This window comes from Bacillus cereus group sp. BfR-BA-01309 (genome assembly GCF_022664315.1).
In the GTDB taxonomy this organism is placed as follows: Bacteria; Bacillota; Bacilli; order Bacillales; family Bacillaceae_G; genus Bacillus_A; species Bacillus_A mobilis.
Genome location: NZ_JAKUHE010000008.1, coordinates 193,023 through 212,385, shown reverse-complemented (window position 1 = coordinate 212,385; position 19,363 = coordinate 193,023). Strand labels below are relative to the sequence as shown.

The following is a 19,363-nucleotide window of genomic DNA, read 5'->3' as shown; positions in this document are numbered from 1 at the left end:
TTATTTTCTTAATTTTCAATAATATATTGTATATAATTTTCAGAAAGAAGGAATCTACATGCCAGTTAGAAGAATCGAACACGTTGGACTTATGGTTGCAAACTTAGAAACATCTATTTCATTTTATGAAGAAGTAGTCGGCTTACAGCTCATTAAACGTATGGGGCACCCGAATCCAGACTTACAACTCGCTTTTTTAGGTGTAGAAGAATCGAAGGAAACGATACTAGAACTCATTGAAGGCTACAACTCTTCTCTTCCGGCAGAAGGAAAAGTACATCACATTTGCTTTAAAGTGGATTCATTAGAGGATGAAATCGAAAGACTCAAGAAACACGAAATAACCTTTTTACTAGGAGAAGAAATTGAAACATTACCAGATGGAACACGTTACATATTCTTCGCTGGTCCTGATGGAGAATGGATTGAGTTTTTTGAGACGGAGAGATAAACCTTTATTTCGCGGGTTAAAAACAAGTATTTTATGAGGAGTAAAGAATAATCAATACAATCTATATTATTATTTTTTGGATACTTATACTATTCCCTATTCTGTATATAATCAAAACAAAGTATTGGAATTTAAAAGTAGTTGCCGTATTTGTTGGAAGAATTCTATTAAGTATTATCTTTTTCATAAATGGAATAGTGCTAGGAATGCAACGAAATTGGTCAGAGCCTCCCTATGAAACAGAATGGGATTTCTTTATAAAGTCTTTATTAAACGGAAAAACTGATGCACTTATAGAAGTATTTCTTCTAATTATTATCATTACTTTAGATTTAGCAGTTATATTTTTTTATAGAAATAAAAAGAAATAGGATATTCTCTCCTATTTCTTTTCTTAATGTTATAAAAATCTTTCAAATAGCTCTAACTTGCACAATGCTTCCCGTTAATATAATACGCTGATTCTGTGAAAACCGTAAATACAACCTCTACTTCTGAAAGTCCAAAATCCATTACATATGTAGTAATGGCCTTGGCAAATCGATCACGAATTTCCTGTCCACGCTCGAACCATTTCACTTCAATAAGAGGAAACGCTTCTATTTCTTCTCCATTGAATACAAACGTAGAACTTGGTAGTTCCAACGTAAAATTATCCGTACCACACTCACAGATTTCTGCGAGCTCTTCTACTAATGGCTTACTTATGCTTTTTAATTGTTCAGTAGTAATTCCACGAAACACAACATGCGGCATGTTATTCCCTCCGTTACATAGCTTTATATTTCCTCACATCATAACACAATTTAGTTTACTGCACTAACATCTATTGGTACATTTCAATGACATTCTTAAGAATGATTATATGTTGTTGAAGCTTTTCATTAAGAATATAATCAGGAGTGAGTAATAGAGCAAAATCCTCTAGTTTAATCATCGCACCAGTCTCATTCTTTTTTGAGAATGCTAGACCAAGCAGTTCCTCGTAAAGTATCACTGACTACTGATAATGACGCTTTATGTAGATTAAACAGATAGATAGGGATATAGAGCTCTTCTTTTATGGTACACTTCAGTAAAGGGGGTACGAGGTTTGAAAAAGTGGATTAAAATCACATTAAGCTTAGTTATTGCTATAGCAGTTGGTATTTTTACTGGTTACAAAGTCGGTACGTATGCAGGTTCAGACGTTAAGGAAAAGCAGACTGAGAAAATTAAAGGAGAAGAGGTAATACTTGACCTCAATTCTGATCGTCATATAATCAATGCAATGCACAAAATGACTCATCAAAAAGTATTATCTCACGAAAAGCAAGGATTTATTAAAATGACTCCAGAAAACATCGAAACAGTACGTCGAGTAATTGATGAAAGTAATAGTGGAACCTTACAACATAAAGAACAGTACCTCAAGATTTTGGTTCGTTGGTATGAAGGCGATTTCTCTCAATCCGTTGAAGAGCATAATTTATTATGGAAATTGGACAATAACAGTACTGGTCAAGCATATGAATTAGCGACACCGGAACAAGAAGAAGCATACATTCTAGAACAAGGGAAGTCTGAAAAATAATAACGGGGTATTGTCACATTGATATCAAACTATCAAAAAGAGATGCCCCCTATAATAAAAAAACGCTATTCTTTCTGTAGAATCAATTCAAAAAAAGAAGGGATTCCCCCTTCTTTTTTGAATTCCGTAGCCCTTATTATTTACTATAACCACGATTCAGTTTAGTTAACTTTTCATTGATGTGAAAAATTCTTGCTCTAATATTTTTAATACCAGATGCTTGAAGTCTATTCTTGTGCATTTCCGCGTATTTGTCAGCATCTTGTTTTTCTTCAAATACATAGATGCCTCCAGCTTCTTTCGTTTCTTCATTCCCTGTCCATATTTTCCAATGGAATCCTTCTTCTTCATTAATACTTTTTGCTAAATCCCGAAATGCTTTTTCCATTTCTTCACCAAAAGGACCTTCAAACGGAAAATCAACTTGTAATAAATATGCCATTTCCACTCACCCCTTTTTTCAATTCGAATGCATGTAATACCTTAAATGAGTACTGCGATTATTCCTGCATTCATTTAAGATTTCACCTGCATTTTCACAGCCCCTTTATAAAATAATTACAAAATGATAACAACTTGAACGCGTACATTTTAACGGATTTAAATTATGTTTAAAAAATATGATACAAACTTATCCCTACACTAAGAACAAACAAAACAAGTGCAGGTATCGCTTTCTTAAAAGGATCTTTCGCTAATACGATAAGAGTTAATGCAGCTGCAAGCATCGTACCGCCTAACAACAATCCTGCCAATAAAGCTACCATTGGAATCCAAATTCCTATCAACATTCCAATTGCTCCTACAATCTCAAAAGCTCCCGTTAAGAAATTAAAAAACGAAGGTAAACCAAATCGTTTGAACTCATCTGCCATTTTCCCAGATATAATTTTCGGACCTGTCATTAAAAAGAATAGAAACAAAACAACTTTTACAATATTAATGAATATTAAAATAGTAATCACATCTTTCTTATTTATTTCATAAAAATTCATTATTGTTCAGATAGTAGCCACTACCCCTTACCTTATTGAGGCTGATTCAATGTAAATTCCCCTTTTCCAATATTAAAGAGATACAAAGTACATGCTATAGCATATATAAAACGGATTGTGTTCCTTATAAATAGCATAGCATCAATAAGGAACAAATATTAATAGCGTGTATCATACAATTTGTTTAATAATGATTGTAATTGTTTAATCTCTTCTTCGCTCAAATTACTCGTAACGAAATGATGAGCGTCTTTCACTACAGGCAAGATTGTATTTTTTAACTCGTCACCTTTTTCAGTTAAAAAAAGGTTGTGTGAACGCCTATCTTGGTCATTCAAAGCCTTCTTTACAATCCCTTTTCTCTCCATTGACTGTATCATTCTTACAACAGTAGTTTGGTCTTTATCAATAGCTTCTGCTAACTCTTTTTGAGTAGTGCCCCTTTGGCTACAAAGAACACTAATAATCCCCCACTGCTCTGGTGTAACTCCAAAAGGCTTTAATTTCTTAGTAAAATAATTAGTCATTTTCACATCAGTTCGATGAACGAGATAGCCTATTAAATCATGTAAGTTCATATATCACCTCGATAAATTAAAATATAAAAGGGTATAGCATATCAATTATTCACCGTGCATTTGCTTGTTTCACTAATTATATGCTATGGCATATATATTAAAGTAGGTTATTTTAATTGTCAAATGAATTACCTATTGTTTTTCTACTGCAAAATTCATTCCATACATTATAGAAGAAATATGTAATTTGATAAATTCCTCTAGTGATATTTGTTCTTCATGTATTGGAGCGTTCTTGTTCTATATGGTGCACTACTCTACGTACAACGTTAACTTAATTGAAATTCTTTTCATTATCGGCGCCTTAAAAGCTAATTCAATATGCGCTAACGCTATTGCTCCTAATAGCTTTGTTAGTGACACCAAATTAGAATTAAAAAAAGAGGGCGATAATCCCCCTCTTTTTACGACTGTCTAATCAGCAAAAAACTTGTAGAAATCATTATCTAGAGTTTTATTTTGCTCTACCGATTTAACCTCTCGACAGCTTCCGCGCTTGTATCTACACGTTTAACGAAAAAGACTAATAGTAAGGCAACAACATTCATGCCAAGCGCTACATAGAATGAATATTGAATTCCGGATAATAAAGCCTTCTGAGTTAATATTGCCTTCGTAGTTTCAGTGAAGGTTGTTGGATCTACATCCGCCATTAGACTTTCAGCTTTTGTTTTTGTTACAGAATTCATAATCGTAACAAGAATAGCGGTACCAATCGAACCGGACACTTGTTGAGCTGTATTATTAACAGCTGTACCGTGCGGATTTAAGCGAGTTGGCAGTTGATTAAGGCCATTGGTCATAAGCGGCATCATCACCATCGCCATCCCAAACATCCGCAATGTGTAAATAAGAATAATATGTGTGTGACTAGAGTCGAGTTGCAGATTTGCTAGCATATAAGTTGAAACAGCTGTAATGGAAAGTCCTACTATACCAAGAATACGAGGGCCATATTTATCAAATAATTTACCTGTAATTGGTGACATAATCCCCATTATTACCGCACCTGGAAGCATCATCAGCCCAGAGCTCAGCGGTGAAATACCGCGGACGTTTTGTACATAAGCTGGTGTTAAAATCATGCCCGAAAACATGGCCACTGCGTTGACAATTGCAATTACAGACGCAAGTGCAAACATTGGGTACTTGTAAACACGTAAATCCAATAACGGTTCATTCATTTTTAATTGACGTATAATGAAAGCAATTAAGGCAATAGCGCCTATGCTTAAGGTTGTTAAAACAACTTTATTCGTCCAACCATCCGAGCTTGCAGAACTGAATCCATATAACAAACCACCAAAACCAACAGAAGATAATAGTAATGAGAGATAATCAAGTTTTGCATTTTTATTTTGTCTCATGACATTCTCCGATTTCCAAATCCCTAACAGTAAGCTAATGATCGCTAACGGTAAAATCATTTCAAAAAGCAAACGCCAGTCGTAATACTCTACAATATAACCCGATAGTGTCGGTCCAATTGCTGGGGCTGTAATCATAACTAGCCCAAAAATCCCCATTGCTGTTCCCCTTTTTTCTCTTGGAAAGCTTACTAGCATAATATTCATTAACAAAGGTCCCATGACTGAAGAACCTGCTGCTTGAACCATCCGGCCAGTAAGTAATAAACCAAAGTTCGGTGCTAAAGCTGCTAATGCCGTACCAAAAATAAAAATCACCATAGATGTAATAAATAAGCTCCTATTGGAGAAGCGGGTTATTAAAAATGCTGATGCCGGAATTAATATACCACTTACAAGCATATACCCTGTAGACAGCCACTGGATCGTTGAATAATCTTTAATGTCTAAATCCTTCATTATTGATGGCAAGGCTACATTTAAAAGCGAGTTATTTAAAAATGAAACAAATGCGCCAATAAAAAGGATTACAAGCATTAAATATGGTGGTTGTCTTTTATGTAATGTTTCACTCATATATTCATTTGCCCCTTCATTATAAATTCCATTGATTCGTTTAAATCGTTTGCATATCTGCACAAGAATACATTGTCCTTGCAGTATTTTGCCAAACTCTTCGAATAGATATTCTCTTTTTAGCAATTCAACTTGCTCAACATAACATTTTTAATTTTTTTTATTGATTAAACCTTTATAAACGCGTTTGTTAACCAAAATTAAATTAGGCTGAATTAAACAAAAGGAGCGACTGAAAATAACCTTCTAAAATAAAGTGATACTTTAATCAGTGGTGTTTTTACAGGCAGCCGCTTTCGCTGTATTTTGAGATAGAGATGTCTTGCTGCCCACAAATAGCGGAATAAATCAACAAGTTCATACACCTATTCCTTTAAATACAGGCTTGTAAATCTAGTTATGTAACCATCCATAAAAAGGAATATTACATAGGCTAAGTCTAACATTACATTTTTAAAGTGAGGGGAATAAGCTTATGCACCAATATTGGTATTTGAATTCAAATGGAAACGGGGAGCAATATAATAACCAAATTGCAATGTCATCATTACATTCACAGCCTCAAATAACTAAAGCTGAGAGCGTCGATGGTCTGAAGGTTCCTGAGAATTGGAGTTGTCGAGTCTATCCATTTGGTTGGGATTCACCAGCCAATTATACGGGTTTCAATCCCGGGCCCCCTCCCTTCTCTTTAGGTCAGCCAATCCATTATGCAGGGATGATGCCCCAAGGACATCCTGCTAATTGGGCTCCATTACAAGGCCATGCAGGTTTTAATTTTCAAAAACACCCCCTCTCCTGGCCCCAACCATTCAATCATACAGGGATGTTCGCACAAGGTCATATTGCTGCTTTACTATCACCGCCAGTCAAGCCTTTTCATTTTAATACTAATAATAACTGGGGTATTTTTGGAAATCCTTCAGGATGGGGAGGACAGGTAAGTCCCATGGGGTGGGGGAATAACGGAATGCTTGGAAACTTACTGACAGCAGGAAAAGGCACCATGAATGGAATCGGAATGCTTAGTAGTCTAATCGGTATGGGGAAGTTCTTCTTTTAGTTAATTAGAGCAGGCGGATAGGTCCATAGCCAAAACTTAAAAACCATTTCCTTTTAATCTCCTCAAACATACTCCCTCCAAGTCCGTTTCCTCGTTTTTCAAATTATAAAAACATCTTTTACCTTGTATGTGATAACTTGATTTAGGTGTGGTGACATCAACAAAACGCAAGTTTCGTACGCTAAGTAAAGCGCTACAAAAAAACCGGTTTCTTTACGAAAGAACCGGTTTTTTGTAGCGTTTATTTATTTGAAAAGTCGTCAATTTTTTTCACTAGTTAACACTTTGAACACGGCCAATTTGTCCATCTTGTAATCGAACTTTAATGCCGTACGTATGTGTTTCACTATGCGTTAAAATGTCTTTCACAACACCACTTACAGTTTTACTATAGTCATTATCTAATTGAATAACTACATGTGAACCAACTGAAATTTGTGATCTTGTTGGCTTCCCACCTGTTGCTTGTGTTGTTTTTTCTTGTTTTTGTGTTCTCTCTTGCTGTATAGACTGTTGTTGCTGAGTCTTCTGCTCTTGTTGTTTACGTTTTTCCTCTACTCTTTGTTTCTCTTCTTGCTTACGCTTTTCTTCCTCCGCTCTTTGTTGCTCTTCTTGTTTACGTTTTTCTTCCTCTGCTCTTTGTTGCTCTTCTTGTTTACGTTTTTCTTCCTCTGCTCTTTGTTGCTCTTCTTGTTTACGTTTTTCTTCCTCTGCTACTTTTTTATCTTCATCTATTTTTTGCTCATCCTCTGTTACTTTTACTTTTTCTTCATCACCTTTACAAGCACTTAAAGCCATTACACATAAGCTCATAAGTACACATAATAACAATTTCTTTAACATTGAAAAATCCTCCTATATATACGTTACAAATCAATAACTTTCATAGCATAACAAAAGTACATGTATTTCTTTGTCACAATTTGTCGTATATATGTAATTTCTACTAAAAGACTGATCCTACAATAAAAGCGAAGATTATTATATCTATTCGTGCACAGAAATTACATTTGTTTACTAGTCAATTAAACTTAATTAATGAAATACAAGGAAAAACCTTTATCTTATGTATGAAAGGATCTTTCGATTGAAGATCCTTTTATATTGCTATTTTAATGAAATAAATTGGTTAATTGCATAACGCTCTTCTAACCTTCCTTGCGAAAATTAGCGGGTCCTCAACATCTTCAATATTAATGTAAATCAAATTTGGATCATCACATAACCACTCATTGTGTATAGAAGAAACGATTATTCCTTGTTTAATAATAGTTGCAACAAATCCATTGACTTCCTTCTGCAATAACGCTACCCGCCCTAGACATAATGCTCGTCCAGTTTTATTATCTCGTAATTCGAATGAGAAAGAAGTTGTTACCCTAAAACGTTTTCCTAAAATAGTTGCATGTATTTCATCCCGATTTATTGTTGCCACACATTTCCCACCGGCAAATCCTTCTTGACCACCGATAATTCTTGCAAACTGTTGACAAATTAATTCATCATTAAACGCCATGCCTTGAATCATCCCCCCTTTTACTGTTAGGTTATGAATGAATACGTAGGTCTGAAACGGTAATGTATCTATTCTACTACAAAAAATATTATCGGAATCTAGCTAAGTCTATTATATGGTGAGGCATTTTTAGAGAGCATAAAAAAAACACCCTAAGGTGCCATCCCCCGATTTGAGAAGCATATCTATGTATGGAGAAATTTAGAAAACGGAAGTTTCTAACTATAATTTATAGAGCTCTTATACCATGAATTACTTACATACATATTTCCTTATTTACTCGAAGCAGAATCCCGTTATATTACTTCCTAATCAGTCTCGTTAAAGCCATCCCAATAAATCCAGCACCCATTCCTATTAACCATCCAGTTTGAGCATCACCTAACATAGATCCCACTCCTCCGCCAAGAAACATGCAGCCAACAAATACTAATCCTCCAATTCCCCAATTCGGCCGTTCCATAGTTCCATCACATCCCTTCCATAAAACATATGCGATTAACTAGCCCAACTTTCTTGCATAGGATAGTTAATTATTTTGCTTATGTTTATCACTTCAGGGAATTCATTAGATGATGAAATTTAGTCATTTGAATAAATTTCAGAAGAAGAATTTCATTTTTTTATATTATAATACCTTAAGAGTTGTGGAACAAATTCTTCTTCAACTATCGATTTAATAGAAGTATGGAGATTTCCCACAATTTATAGCTCCCCCTCGTTATCATGTTAAGAAAAAGCAAATTCCACAAAAAACGAAAATTATATGCATCATTGACTACTGTTAACGATGCGTTATGTCATACAATGGAGTTACTATTAGAAAACTGTGAGGATGATTACGTTGATAAAATTTGTAATTAGTTATGCTGCAAGTCTGTTTGCTTTTATTTTTGGGTGGTTCTTGATTTCATATATTTCTCATCCTAGCTTTATTCACCCGAACGTTGTATTAGGATTCATTAAAACGATCGTCACTTATGGTAGTATACCGGCTCTTGTAGCTTGTCTAATTGGAGAAGTGCTATACAGGAAAATCAAGCGATGTAGAGAATTTCAATTTGGAATTCCTATATTTATAGGACAAGCAGTTATCTATACACTTATACCATTTCTTTTTCTTTTTCCATTTTATGTTTCCCATTTCTTTGATTTCGTTGTACCTGTAATTATGGGGTCCTTAGCTTTTTATTTCGTACGTCGAAAAATATAATTAACTTCTGGAGTGTGGCAAAAAGAATCCTACTTAGTAAAACCACACTGTATAACCATACAGAGCTCAAAGAACGCATCAATTCTTGCGAAATCAACAAGAAAAAGTATTTGTGGATCCTAGGTTTAAACAAAACGAGAACAATCAAGATGCCTTCATTGCTTCTCTTAAAAGAAGAATTGAAAAGATAGAGGAAAAATAAGTAATTGCGTGAAAAAGAAAATGTAAAGCTTACTGATTACTTCATGAGGCTATAAAATTAGGACCGTACATAATAGACATATCTAACATGTACGGTCCTTTTGTTTACTAGTGATTCACTTATCTAACCTAAAGATAAGTATGTGGTCCTTTTACCATTTGAATTTCTTTTTAAACCTCTTGTATTTTCTATACGAATGTCTAACAATGTTCAACATAAAATACGGTATTTTAATAGGGAAAGGAAATTTATAAATGAACGGCAAATAAAATATAAAATATGCCTTTTCTAGGTCTCTCCACTTACTATCTTCTTTTGTTTTTAAGAAATCAGATACATCGACTACATATCCTCTTCCGTTCTCCATCATCACATTTTTCCCGTGAACGTCACAAGGAGTTAATCCCTGTTCCCTTGCATACTCTAATGCTTCATTGATATCAAGGATCACCTGCTTAGGAATTTTAATCCCCTTATGAATAGCATCGTATAAGGTAATTTCTTTTAAACGTTTCAATACTATGAAATTTTCTCCTTTATATATAAGCTTCGAATAAGAAGGATGGTTTCCGATTCTTCGGTATACTTCTGACTCTTTTTCAATTCCTTCTCCTTCTCGTGCGTAAACTTTCACTACCCAATCTTTGTATTCTTTGTGCATGAATACTGCGGCATAATTACCTATGCCTAAACACTTCCAAAGTCTAGGAATATCTTTAACTACTACAGGCTCGAATTCATCCTCACTTCTTATGCTTACCTCTTTTAATAAGTCATCCTTTATCAATCCCACAAAACTGTTTATACTCATCATTTCCACTCCGGTTTTGCTAAAAGGGGTCCCACCCACATTTTAACGAAAATATACACTAAATGAATTTTAGCATAAAACAAGTCATCTTTTTTCACTTCCATTGATTATTCATTTCTAAATGTCCACATAGAAAAAAGCAGCATTTTATATACTTTACTTTTTCATACTAAAATTTCATCCTAGTTTAGTTCTTTTATAGATTCTATACATACTTTTAATACCCACAGTAATAAAGTGAAACTTTAATCAGTGGGGGTTTTCTTCATCCCCACTGATTATTAGCCCTCACCAATCGGACTTTTATGGCAGCCCGACCCCCGCCTAACTTCTTTGCTTTCGCTGAATTTTGAGGTCGGGGTCTTACTGCCCATTAAAGCGGGATAAAAGTAATATATTTCATCCTAAATGTAAAAAAAACTTTACTTTAGGTCAAAAATATATTACCTTTCTAAATATAAGAGGTGAGCTGAGATGCCGTTAAGTAACGAAAGAAAGATTCGTAATAGGATTGTTGTATTAAGAGCTGAACGAGGATTATCACAAAGAGAGATTGCTGATAAGCTCGGTGTAAGTCGCCAAACAATTATTTCACTTGAAAAAAACAGATATAATCCATCTTTAAAATTAGCTTATGACATAGCACTCATGTTCAATGTGGATTTACATGAAGTTTTTCAATATGAAATAGAGGAGGAGAAATAAATATGGAAATTTTTCTAGCTATTCTACGTATTAGTTATGTAATTATTTTCTTTATTGCAGTCTTTATTTCACTGAAATTCGAAATGGGCGAAGAGAATAAGGATGAGCGCGGGAAGAGCATTTCAAATAAATCCTATGGTATTGTATTTCCTTTAATGCCTTTGGGATGGTTTTTGATCGAATTGTATGACCAATTCATTAGTCACCTGGATTATGCTACATACAAATTAGTTATTTGGTTTTTAATCTCAGGTTTAATGATCCTTCATACAACCATCATAACGGTACTAAGAAGAAAATATTAAGTCACTTCTATCTATCGTAAGAAAGGGGTTGGCAGTATGAATATTTGGGCTTGGATTGGGATATTAGGAATTTTAATTACCGCACCTTTGCCTTTACTAAAAAAAGAGAACAGGACAAAAGAGGAAATTAGAAAAGTTATTGTGACATTAGTAATTGTGCTAACAATTATCATTGCGGTTTTATTTTTTAATGTGAATTATTTACTTGCAGTTGTGGTTGGTTTTATTGCAATGATTGTATTCGATAAAAAAACATATACAAAGAAGAGATTACTGGTTTATGGTTCGATTATTCTTATGTTAGGAATTGCAGCCTACTCTGTATTCCGGGACAATCCGGATTACGTTCTGAACCATTTGAAAGACAACCCGCAAACAACATCTTTTTACTTGGCGGAAAATGGTGTTGAATTAATTACTTATCAATCAGATGTCGTTCGACCATTAGCAAGCACCGTGAAGATGCTAATAGCTGTAGAATATGCGATGCAGGTTGATGCAGGCTTGTTAGATAAAGATAGCACTGTGTCACTTGATGAGTTAACCCGTTATTATTTAAAAGGAACGGATGGCAATGCACATGAAGAGTGGTTGAAATCGATAGATAGTGAAAGAAAAGTTAAAAATAATGCAGTAACGCTACATGACGTTGCAAAAGGAATGATAAGCTATAGCTCTAATGCCAATACAGATTATCTTATTGATGTGCTTGGCGCAGCAGCTATCAATGAGCGGGCAAAATCCCTTGGACTTACGCAACATGAGGAAGTCTATCCGATTGTCAGTGCCCTCTTAATTTCAGAGCACTTGAAAAATGGATCAACAGAGAACAAAAAATTAGTAAAAGAGCTTGAAGCGATGCCGATTGAGAAATACCGGAACTTAGCGAAAGATTTAAGTGAGCAAATGAAAAAAGGAACAATCAAAAGTGAAGACTATTCATTTGACTTGTCCTTAGATTTACAAAGAGTATGGTCCAATCGTCTAATTGGTGCATCAGCCAATGATTATGGGAAGTTATTAGCTATTATATCAAATGATCAACTGCCAGTGAAAGCTGCTGAAACAGCAAGGGATTTACTGGAGTGGCCAATGCAGATGAACGAAGGCAACCATAAGCGTTTTGTTCATCTTGGTGCAAAAGGTGGATCAACTGCATTTATAGCAAACGACGCATTATACTCAGAAAATCATAATAGTGATAAGATTGAAATGGTTATCTTAACAGACAACTTAAACTTGTGGCAGGGAATGCTCATTCGAAACAATTTGAATTCGTTCGAATCAAAATTACTTGGTAATAAAGACTATCGTCTGAAAGTCCAGAAAGAACTCTCCGAATTGTAATTCATTAAGAAAAGCGATTTTTGATTTGAATAACCACACTTTTTCATTTTATTTCTTCTAGATCATAAAACTTTACTTTCAAATGAAAAACACCTCCATTGAGTTTACATACTTCGTATGCGAATTCAATGGAGGTGTTTTTTTATATACCACTATTCGGATTCATTTCATTATTATACATTTAGCTCTTTTTGCTTTTTATTTTGTCTATGTCTATGCAGCACTTTTCGACTTATGAGAGAAATCAGTAATAAGACCAGTATTAGTACGAAAATCTGCATAAATGACAAATCAAAATATTTAGCACCTGTAACGATTAAAAGTGTAGATATTGTACCTTTTACAATGAAAAAAATAATAATCCATAATCCGCCTTTTTTCCAGTTCATTTTTATATTACCCTTTCCTATGTCTAAATTCTTAAATGTGACACCTTAATAAAAATCTATTATATTAGTAAAATTTCGCACAAAAATCATGTCCAATTACATACGACGATTCCATCATAAATGAAAATGATATTCAGTGTCAATTTTATTGACTATTTGAATACCTATCATCTCAATCTCTTCCTAATTTGTTTCTTATAGGCAATGAACTCTTATCTTCCAACAAAAAACACCTCCATTAAATTTACATACTTCGTATGCGAATTCAAGAGGTGTCTTTTCATGTACCATTAAGTAAAATTTCCTGCTTTATGTATTTCTTAATACGTAGCTATTTTCTAGTACACGATAACTGGATCATTCGTGTTCAAACTATCATATACAGTTTTTGCAACATTAGGAAGAAGGTTTACACACCCGCCTGATCCCCCTGTTACATAAGCATTATTTCCCCAGTCTTTTCGCCAGCCGGCATCATGGAATCCTTGACCACTATTTGTGAATGGAACCCAGTAATCTACTTTCACTGCATAATCAGCTTTCCCTACTGCGCTGCCTCTCAGCGTGTATGGAGTTCGTTTATATAAAACGTACCACACACCTGGTGATGTATCTTCACCCGTGCTATGTTTACCCGTTACTACATTTGTTGTAACGACTAATTTTCCATTTTTATAAATCCAAATTTGTTGATCTGCAATGGAAACTTCCGCATATGTGTCTCCGATGCCATTATTCGATGTTGTTTCATAGCCGATACCTTCCTTCTCCCAACCATTTCCGTGAATATTAGAAGCAGAAAGCGATTTTTCACCTTTCTCAAAGGCTTGTTGAACTTGTTTTGTTTCTTTTTCCACATCTAGTGCCCAGCCGTATCCTTGTCCTTTTACTGATATGACCGAACCAGAATGTGTTTTAAAAGCGAAGTCTTTATGTAGTGTAGATTTTGCCTTATTAATTTCAGTAATCTTATTCTTAATATCACTCGCATCGATTGTCACTTTCATATCCTTTGACATAGACGCATTTTGAATTAGATCTTTCGCTTTTAATGAGTACACTTCATCCTGCACTTTATAATCAACAGACTGCCCAAGAAGATTCTGTAATGCTTTCTCTTCTTTTTTGATGATTGGATCGTCTTCTTTAATAGGTTGTATGTATGCAGACTTTAAATGAATTTCGCTTTTATGCTTCTGCTTGTCGTAATCTTTTAGTAGATTCGTAACGTTATACTGCTTCCCATCAACGCTCTTCGAAATTACAACTTTTCCTTGTTCGAGCTTCGCCATAGCATCTTGAGGCGCTTTTAAATTTTCATTCATAGAAACAAGCTTTTCTTCTACAAGTTTTTTCATCGTTTCACTACGATACTGATCCGCTTCTTTCGGTAACAATGAATAATCTTTTTCCTTTGTAGAAGGGAAAAATGTCCACTGACTTTTTAATAGTTTCTTAATTTGTGGCAAGTCTTTTTCCGTTAGCTCCGTTTTTGTATCTTGTTCATCTAAAATTTGTTGTTGATCAATATAGACTTTGTTTGCTAGTCCAGATGTTTTTAATTCCTGCATTGCCTGATCAGCGCTCAAACCACCGACTTTTGTATCATTAATCGTAACATTTGAATTGAAGTGAGTTGCCTGGTAATAACTCATTCCCCCAATAAGAATTGCAACTACACCGCCACCCGCTGCGATAAGTTTCCAATTTGTAAAACGCTTTTTTGATCTTACCCTTTTTTTCTCAACTTCTTCAACTGATTCTTTTACAGTATTGTTATTCATCAATCTTTCCCCCGTATACATTAACGTCAATCGATTTTAAACCAAAACCATTGAATAGTGTACCTTATTTTCCCTAAAATTTCATTGTTTTTACCAGATTTTATCTCATTTAATCGATTAAAGTTAGATTTTTTAATAGATAGATACATTAAGATGGTAGATAAAATGAAAAAAGGACCTTATCAATCGAGCTATTACTGGCCCCTCGCATTCCCTGAATTTTGAAGAACGATACTACTTAACTTGATAAAATAATTTTCAAATGGTTCAAATCAGAGGGAGGCACCATAGGGTGTTTATTATTTATGAAAAATATCCACAAAAAAAGGGCTACATGTAGACTCTTTTTTGTGAATATTTTAATGGCGCATATTATATACATTTAAATGCAAATCATGCTCCTGCTTCCCACCATGTTTCACATCATTTACTATCGGCCTAACTAATTTCACCTTATAATCTTTATCATCAACAATTTCAAGATTCTTTAAACTATTATATATGTTTATACCACGCTTTATTGATACGTTTAATCTTTACAGGTGTTGAAGTTTTAGACTCATCCTTTGTTGTAATCCTATTATTAGAACATCCTGCAATGGTGAGGCAGCATGTAGCCAATAAAACTAATAATATTAACTTCTTCAAATAGCCACTCCTATATAAGAGAAATATTATATTAAGAAAATTAAACATAACATCGAATCTTTGTAAAAACAATATATTTCCTAATTTTATTATTCATTGGCAGATTACTGCACACCTTAAGATGCATGAACCTGCTTGTAAGCGTAGAAATCTATGCTCATCAAGTCAATGTCCAATTTCCATTTTATCCGATTCTCAATATTTATTCCAATATAAAAAGATAACTATTTTGTTAAAAAATAAGTATCTCTCAAAATGAAAAATACGAACTGAATTCCTATAACCCTATATACATTTATTCAGCTAATTTCTCCCCTGTAACGATTTGAAACAACGTGGTTGCATGTTTCCCTTCTAATAGAGCGTACTGATTATCCCCCGCCTTAATTTCCAATTTCTCCTTATTAGCACTTACCCAAATTTGATACAACACAGCTTTCGCCTCTATGTTCGGATTTTTAAATTGAAAAATAAAATGATAATCAGCTGGACGAGACATTTCCACTTTTTTATTTTCAAAAGTAGTATCATGTAATATTTTCTTTACTTGCAACACTTCATTATTATCTGTCACTACCTTAAGATCTTCATATTCATTATCACCAATACGTTTTTGCACTTCGATTCTTTGATCTTTATTTTCTAGTACATTTGAACACCCGGTTATTATGAATATACAGATACTAATAATAACTAGAGACCAATTTCTAAATTTCATATTAATACCCTCTTTTCCATACAAAATATTTTAATTTGTAAAATAAAGGTAATTAATTTAAACTGAAAAATAGAAATAATAAAGAGAAAGGAGTATCGTTCCATGCAGTTACAAACATACACTTGGAAAAGTTATACGTTTCTCATTGTAAGTATATTCGTTACTATTAATCTCTTTCTCTTCACACCTATTTTAGACCGAGTTGGAGTAGAATATGTCGTGCCTTTCGCCTACTTCATATTAGCTTCCGCTGTTATAGCAATCCTATTAGCGGTCATCTCTTTTTGTAGCCGAGCTGAGAAAAAAATTTTAGCCATTATCGGGTTATGTTTTACTCTATTTAACACAGCGATCATTTTATTTTTCCTTTGGTTTGGTTACCATTTCACTTAATTGAAATATAAATAAACTCCATAAGCCACAAATAAAATTAGTAAAATAGAAATGCTGAGTATCGTGTATATAATCCATTTTACATTTGAACTCATATACTTCCCCCTCACCCCTAATAATTCCATTATATAACAAAAAAGCATTGGATACCCAATGCTTTTTTACACTTACGCAAATAAAGATGTATTCGCATATAAAGCTGGTGAACCACCTGAATGTACGAATAAAATATTGTCTTCTTTATTAAATGTACCTTTTTTAATTAAGTCGATTAGTCCCGCTACTGCTTTACCTGTATACACTGGATCCAGTAAAATACCTTCTGTTTTCGCAAGTAATTGAACTGCTTCCACCATTTCTGGCGTTGGTAACGCGTAACCTGGTCCTACATATTCATCAAAGCATGTAACAGCTTCGCGCGGGATAAAGTTCGGAATCCCAACGTGAGCTGACGTTTCCTCTACAAGTTTTGCTACTTTTTCTTCTTGTTCTGCTTTTCCTCTACTTACGTTGATTCCGATTACAGGAATGTTACTTTGTGTTCCAGCAAAACCAGTAATTAAACCAGCGTGCATACCAGCGCTGCCACTTACACAAACAACTGTGCTGAAATCAATTCCTTGATCGAATGATTGTGCCATAATTTCTTGCGCACAAGCAACGTATCCCATTGCACCAGTAGGGTTTGATCCACCAACTGGTATTACATATGGTGTATTACCTTTTTCACTAACTTCTTTCGCTACTTTATGCATCTCTTCCATAAGATCTGCTCCGTTTGGTACAACAATTACCTTTTCAGCACCTAGTAAATGATATAAGAAATAGTTTCCGTTAAAGTCTGGCTTCTCTTCTGGCTCAAGCCCTTCTTCTAATACAAGAATACATTTCATTTTTTCTTTTACTGCAGCTGCAAGTGTTAGACGGCAATGGTTTGACTGAATACCACCAGCTGTAATTAACGTATCTGCCCCTTTTTCCTGTGCATCCGCAACTAGAAACTCTAACTTTCTCGTCTTATTACCACCAGCTGTTAAACCAAGTAAATCATCTCGCTTAAAATAAATAGTCGGCCCGCCAAGTGCCTCAGAAAAATTGTTTAATTTTTCAATTGGTGTATATGATTCTGTATATTTTTTTCTCGGGAATTTAGCTAAATTCATTAATAACGCTCCTTTGTACTTCTTTCACAATGTATGTAACGATACTATTATTACATGTAAAAATGATGAAGTCACCTTTCTGGAGGAAAAATGTATTGGAATTCGGTTTTGGTGCATGAAATTGCATTAAAGATATAAATTTCATTACGGTACATGAAATTTATATCGGCGATTTTTCACATATATCGTTCATAACTTGAAATATATCAACGATTTTTTCAATATATCGACTTATCGACAAAAAGCGACAACACAAAAAGACCCACTCATTAAAAAGTGGGCCCTCTTCCAATCACTTATTTGCCGAAAATCGAAGAAGCTGCGTTAATCCTGGTTCTAAATTCATTTCGCCTTTATGGCGTACGTATACAATTTTATCCCCATCAAATTTTGGTGGATTCCCTGGATTATACGTATTCCACTCACTCGTTCCTTCTACAGAGTACTCCATATACTCCGTTGCACCGACGATTATATTTTTACTATCATCAGCGGTTACATTTGGTGCCATTTGTGCGACCTTCGCATCACTAATTAATAGCTTCTTTATATCCTTATCACGTTTATAGTCGTAAGCTGTTACAATTACGTCGTTACCATATGCTTTCACTTGTAGCCCTTGTTTAAATGAATAACCATCAGGAGCAGTCTTCTCTCCGCCATTTGGTCCAGCTGACATCCAGCCCGTTTCAATTCCGCCTGTATTTACTACAGTAAATCCTTTTTTATCTCCGCCTGCAATTTTCTTTTTACCAGCCCAGTCTGGCAAGTTTAAATCCCAATGCGTGTGACTCGTGAAGAAAACAACTTGCGGATAGTCTTTTAATATATCGTACAACTTATCGACGTTTAAATAATCTTGTAAGTACGGTGATTGTCTTGATCCAGATACTGTATCAGGTAAAACGTGATGAGAGAAAATGAAAATTGGCTTATTTTTATCTTTTTGACTATATTCTTCTAAATTTTGTTTTAACCAACCTAATTGCTCATCACTCATAAATACTTCATCCCACATTTTTGAATCGTGGTATTTCATATATTTTTCAGTTCCTAAAAATAAAAGCGGATAACCGTCTAATTCTTTTTTATGATACACCTTTTCTTGCCCACTAAATTGTAAGTAACGGTTGAATAGCGTTTCTTCCGTTACACCATTTGGCCATGTACTTTGAGAGAGCTTTCCATCAACTGTCCATTTACCAGCATAAAACTCATGATTCCCCACAGTTGACCATACATTCTCTGGATGCTTATTTGTGTTTAGCACACGCTTCACATTATCATATTGTGACTGTTGTCCAGTTGACGTTATATCCCCATTCATAATAAGTGCTCTAGAAAGTGGCATCACTTTGTTCATATCTTTTAATACGTGGTCAAAATCCCCTAAGTCCCCTTGAATATCACTAATAACATTAAAAGTTGTAGCTGATTTTCGGACTTGCTCTTTCCCTTCTGCGTGAACTGAAAACGTCGGCAATAATGCCGCCATAACTGCTAACGAAGCAACTGTCTTTTTCATACAAATTCTCCCCCTAATAAATAATTGTACAAACTGACATG

Annotated in this window: 23 protein-coding genes; 9 read left to right on the top strand and 14 right to left on the bottom strand. The window is 34.4% G+C overall.

Annotation, left to right across the window (positions count from 1 at the left end; genetic code table 11):
* The first annotated feature begins 58 nt into the window (after window positions 1–58).
* Together MR115_RS17170 and MR115_RS17165 are read left to right on the top strand one after the other, a co-directional pair.
* Window positions 59–451, top strand: a complete 393-nt coding sequence (locus MR115_RS17170) for a VOC family protein (protein ID WP_061677736.1) — start codon at window positions 59–61, stop codon at window positions 449–451.
* A gap of 47 nt (window positions 452–498) precedes the next feature.
* Entirely contained in the window at window positions 499–822 is a 324-nt protein-coding gene (locus tag MR115_RS17165) for a hypothetical protein (protein WP_098585838.1), read from the top strand.
* 52 nt (window positions 823–874) lie between these two features.
* Here the strand turns inward: MR115_RS17165 and MR115_RS17160 are convergent, their stop codons facing one another.
* Window positions 875–1,207, bottom strand: coding sequence for a DUF1904 family protein (locus MR115_RS17160; RefSeq protein ID WP_242242090.1), 333 nt, complete (start codon window positions 1,205–1,207; stop codon window positions 875–877).
* A 337-nt stretch (window positions 1,208–1,544) separates the two neighbouring features.
* Between MR115_RS17160 and MR115_RS17155 the strand changes: the two genes are divergently transcribed.
* On the top strand, window positions 1,545–2,024 hold the full coding sequence (locus tag MR115_RS17155; protein WP_242242089.1) for a PRK06770 family protein: 480 nt from the start codon (window positions 1,545–1,547) through the stop codon (window positions 2,022–2,024).
* A gap of 136 nt (window positions 2,025–2,160) precedes the next feature.
* On the opposite strand, the gene MR115_RS17150 is transcribed toward MR115_RS17155, so the two are convergent.
* From MR115_RS17150 to MR115_RS17135, 4 genes are all read right to left on the bottom strand, one after another.
* Entirely contained in the window at window positions 2,161–2,466 is a 306-nt protein-coding gene (locus MR115_RS17150; RefSeq protein ID WP_242242088.1) for a monooxygenase, read from the bottom strand.
* A gap of 169 nt (window positions 2,467–2,635) precedes the next feature.
* Window positions 2,636–2,986 (bottom strand): DoxX family protein, encoded by a 351-nt coding sequence (locus tag MR115_RS17145; RefSeq protein ID WP_242242158.1) that lies wholly within the window; start codon window positions 2,984–2,986, stop codon window positions 2,636–2,638.
* A 191-nt stretch (window positions 2,987–3,177) separates the two neighbouring features.
* Window positions 3,178–3,597, bottom strand: a complete 420-nt coding sequence (locus MR115_RS17140) for a MarR family winged helix-turn-helix transcriptional regulator (protein ID WP_097818675.1) — start codon at window positions 3,595–3,597, stop codon at window positions 3,178–3,180.
* 464 nt (window positions 3,598–4,061) lie between these two features.
* Window positions 4,062–5,540 (bottom strand): MDR family MFS transporter, encoded by a 1,479-nt coding sequence (locus MR115_RS17135; RefSeq protein ID WP_242242087.1) that lies wholly within the window; start codon window positions 5,538–5,540, stop codon window positions 4,062–4,064.
* A gap of 475 nt (window positions 5,541–6,015) precedes the next feature.
* Between MR115_RS17135 and MR115_RS17130 the strand changes: the two genes are divergently transcribed.
* Window positions 6,016–6,603, top strand: a complete 588-nt coding sequence (locus MR115_RS17130) for a hypothetical protein (protein ID WP_242242086.1) — start codon at window positions 6,016–6,018, stop codon at window positions 6,601–6,603.
* A 273-nt stretch (window positions 6,604–6,876) separates the two neighbouring features.
* Here the strand turns inward: MR115_RS17130 and MR115_RS17125 are convergent, their stop codons facing one another.
* From MR115_RS17125 to MR115_RS17115, 3 genes are all read right to left on the bottom strand, one after another.
* On the bottom strand, window positions 6,877–7,446 hold the full coding sequence (locus MR115_RS17125) for a YwbE family protein (RefSeq protein ID WP_242242085.1): 570 nt from the start codon (window positions 7,444–7,446) through the stop codon (window positions 6,877–6,879).
* Between the two features lie 286 nt (window positions 7,447–7,732).
* Entirely contained in the window at window positions 7,733–8,119 is a 387-nt protein-coding gene (locus MR115_RS17120) for a DUF1259 domain-containing protein (protein WP_242242157.1), read from the bottom strand.
* Window positions 8,120–8,420: 301 nt separating this feature from the next.
* The gene (locus MR115_RS17115) at window positions 8,421–8,582 is read right to left on the bottom strand and encodes a hypothetical protein (RefSeq protein ID WP_242242084.1); all 162 of its coding nucleotides are present in this window, start codon (window positions 8,580–8,582) and stop codon (window positions 8,421–8,423) included.
* A gap of 372 nt (window positions 8,583–8,954) precedes the next feature.
* On the opposite strand from MR115_RS17115, the gene MR115_RS17110 reads away from it, so the two are divergent.
* On the top strand, window positions 8,955–9,332 hold the full coding sequence (locus MR115_RS17110) for a hypothetical protein (protein WP_242242083.1): 378 nt from the start codon (window positions 8,955–8,957) through the stop codon (window positions 9,330–9,332).
* A gap of 353 nt (window positions 9,333–9,685) precedes the next feature.
* Here the strand turns inward: MR115_RS17110 and MR115_RS17105 are convergent, their stop codons facing one another.
* On the bottom strand, window positions 9,686–10,345 hold the full coding sequence (locus MR115_RS17105; protein WP_088029676.1) for a protein kinase family protein: 660 nt from the start codon (window positions 10,343–10,345) through the stop codon (window positions 9,686–9,688).
* A 474-nt stretch (window positions 10,346–10,819) separates the two neighbouring features.
* On the opposite strand from MR115_RS17105, the gene MR115_RS17100 reads away from it, so the two are divergent.
* The 3 genes from MR115_RS17100 to MR115_RS17090 are packed head-to-tail and all read left to right on the top strand — an operon-like array spanning window position 10,820 to window position 12,702.
* Window positions 10,820–11,050, top strand: a complete 231-nt coding sequence (locus MR115_RS17100; protein WP_061677751.1) for a helix-turn-helix transcriptional regulator — start codon at window positions 10,820–10,822, stop codon at window positions 11,048–11,050.
* A gap of 2 nt (window positions 11,051–11,052) precedes the next feature.
* The gene (locus MR115_RS17095) at window positions 11,053–11,355 is read left to right on the top strand and encodes a hypothetical protein (RefSeq protein ID WP_061677752.1); all 303 of its coding nucleotides are present in this window, start codon (window positions 11,053–11,055) and stop codon (window positions 11,353–11,355) included.
* A 36-nt stretch (window positions 11,356–11,391) separates the two neighbouring features.
* Window positions 11,392–12,702 carry a serine hydrolase gene (locus MR115_RS17090; RefSeq protein WP_242242082.1) on the top strand — a complete coding sequence of 437 codons (1,311 nt, stop codon included), beginning with the start codon at window positions 11,392–11,394 and terminating at the stop codon, window positions 12,700–12,702.
* A 173-nt stretch (window positions 12,703–12,875) separates the two neighbouring features.
* On the opposite strand, the gene MR115_RS17085 is transcribed toward MR115_RS17090, so the two are convergent.
* From MR115_RS17085 to MR115_RS17075, 3 genes are all read right to left on the bottom strand, one after another.
* Window positions 12,876–13,091: a hypothetical protein gene (locus MR115_RS17085; protein WP_242242081.1), complete on the bottom strand. Its 216-nt coding sequence runs from the start codon at window positions 13,089–13,091 to the stop codon at window positions 12,876–12,878.
* Window positions 13,092–13,429: 338 nt separating this feature from the next.
* Window positions 13,430–14,875, bottom strand: a complete 1,446-nt coding sequence (locus tag MR115_RS17080; protein WP_242242080.1) for a L,D-transpeptidase family protein — start codon at window positions 14,873–14,875, stop codon at window positions 13,430–13,432.
* Window positions 14,876–15,818: 943 nt separating this feature from the next.
* Window positions 15,819–16,241 (bottom strand): YhfM domain-containing protein, encoded by a 423-nt coding sequence (locus tag MR115_RS17075; protein ID WP_163096983.1) that lies wholly within the window; start codon window positions 16,239–16,241, stop codon window positions 15,819–15,821.
* 102 nt (window positions 16,242–16,343) lie between these two features.
* Between MR115_RS17075 and MR115_RS17070 the strand changes: the two genes are divergently transcribed.
* On the top strand, window positions 16,344–16,634 hold the full coding sequence (locus MR115_RS17070; RefSeq protein WP_242242079.1) for a hypothetical protein: 291 nt from the start codon (window positions 16,344–16,346) through the stop codon (window positions 16,632–16,634).
* A gap of 167 nt (window positions 16,635–16,801) precedes the next feature.
* On the opposite strand, the gene cuyA is transcribed toward MR115_RS17070, so the two are convergent.
* Both cuyA and MR115_RS17060 read right to left on the bottom strand, forming a co-directional pair.
* Window positions 16,802–17,797 (bottom strand): D-cysteate sulfo-lyase, encoded by a 996-nt coding sequence (cuyA, locus tag MR115_RS17065; protein WP_242242078.1) that lies wholly within the window; start codon window positions 17,795–17,797, stop codon window positions 16,802–16,804.
* A gap of 292 nt (window positions 17,798–18,089) precedes the next feature.
* Window positions 18,090–19,322 carry a DUF4073 domain-containing protein gene (locus MR115_RS17060; RefSeq protein WP_242242077.1) on the bottom strand — a complete coding sequence of 411 codons (1,233 nt, stop codon included), beginning with the start codon at window positions 19,320–19,322 and terminating at the stop codon, window positions 18,090–18,092.
* Window positions 19,323–19,363: the final 41 nt, after the last annotated feature.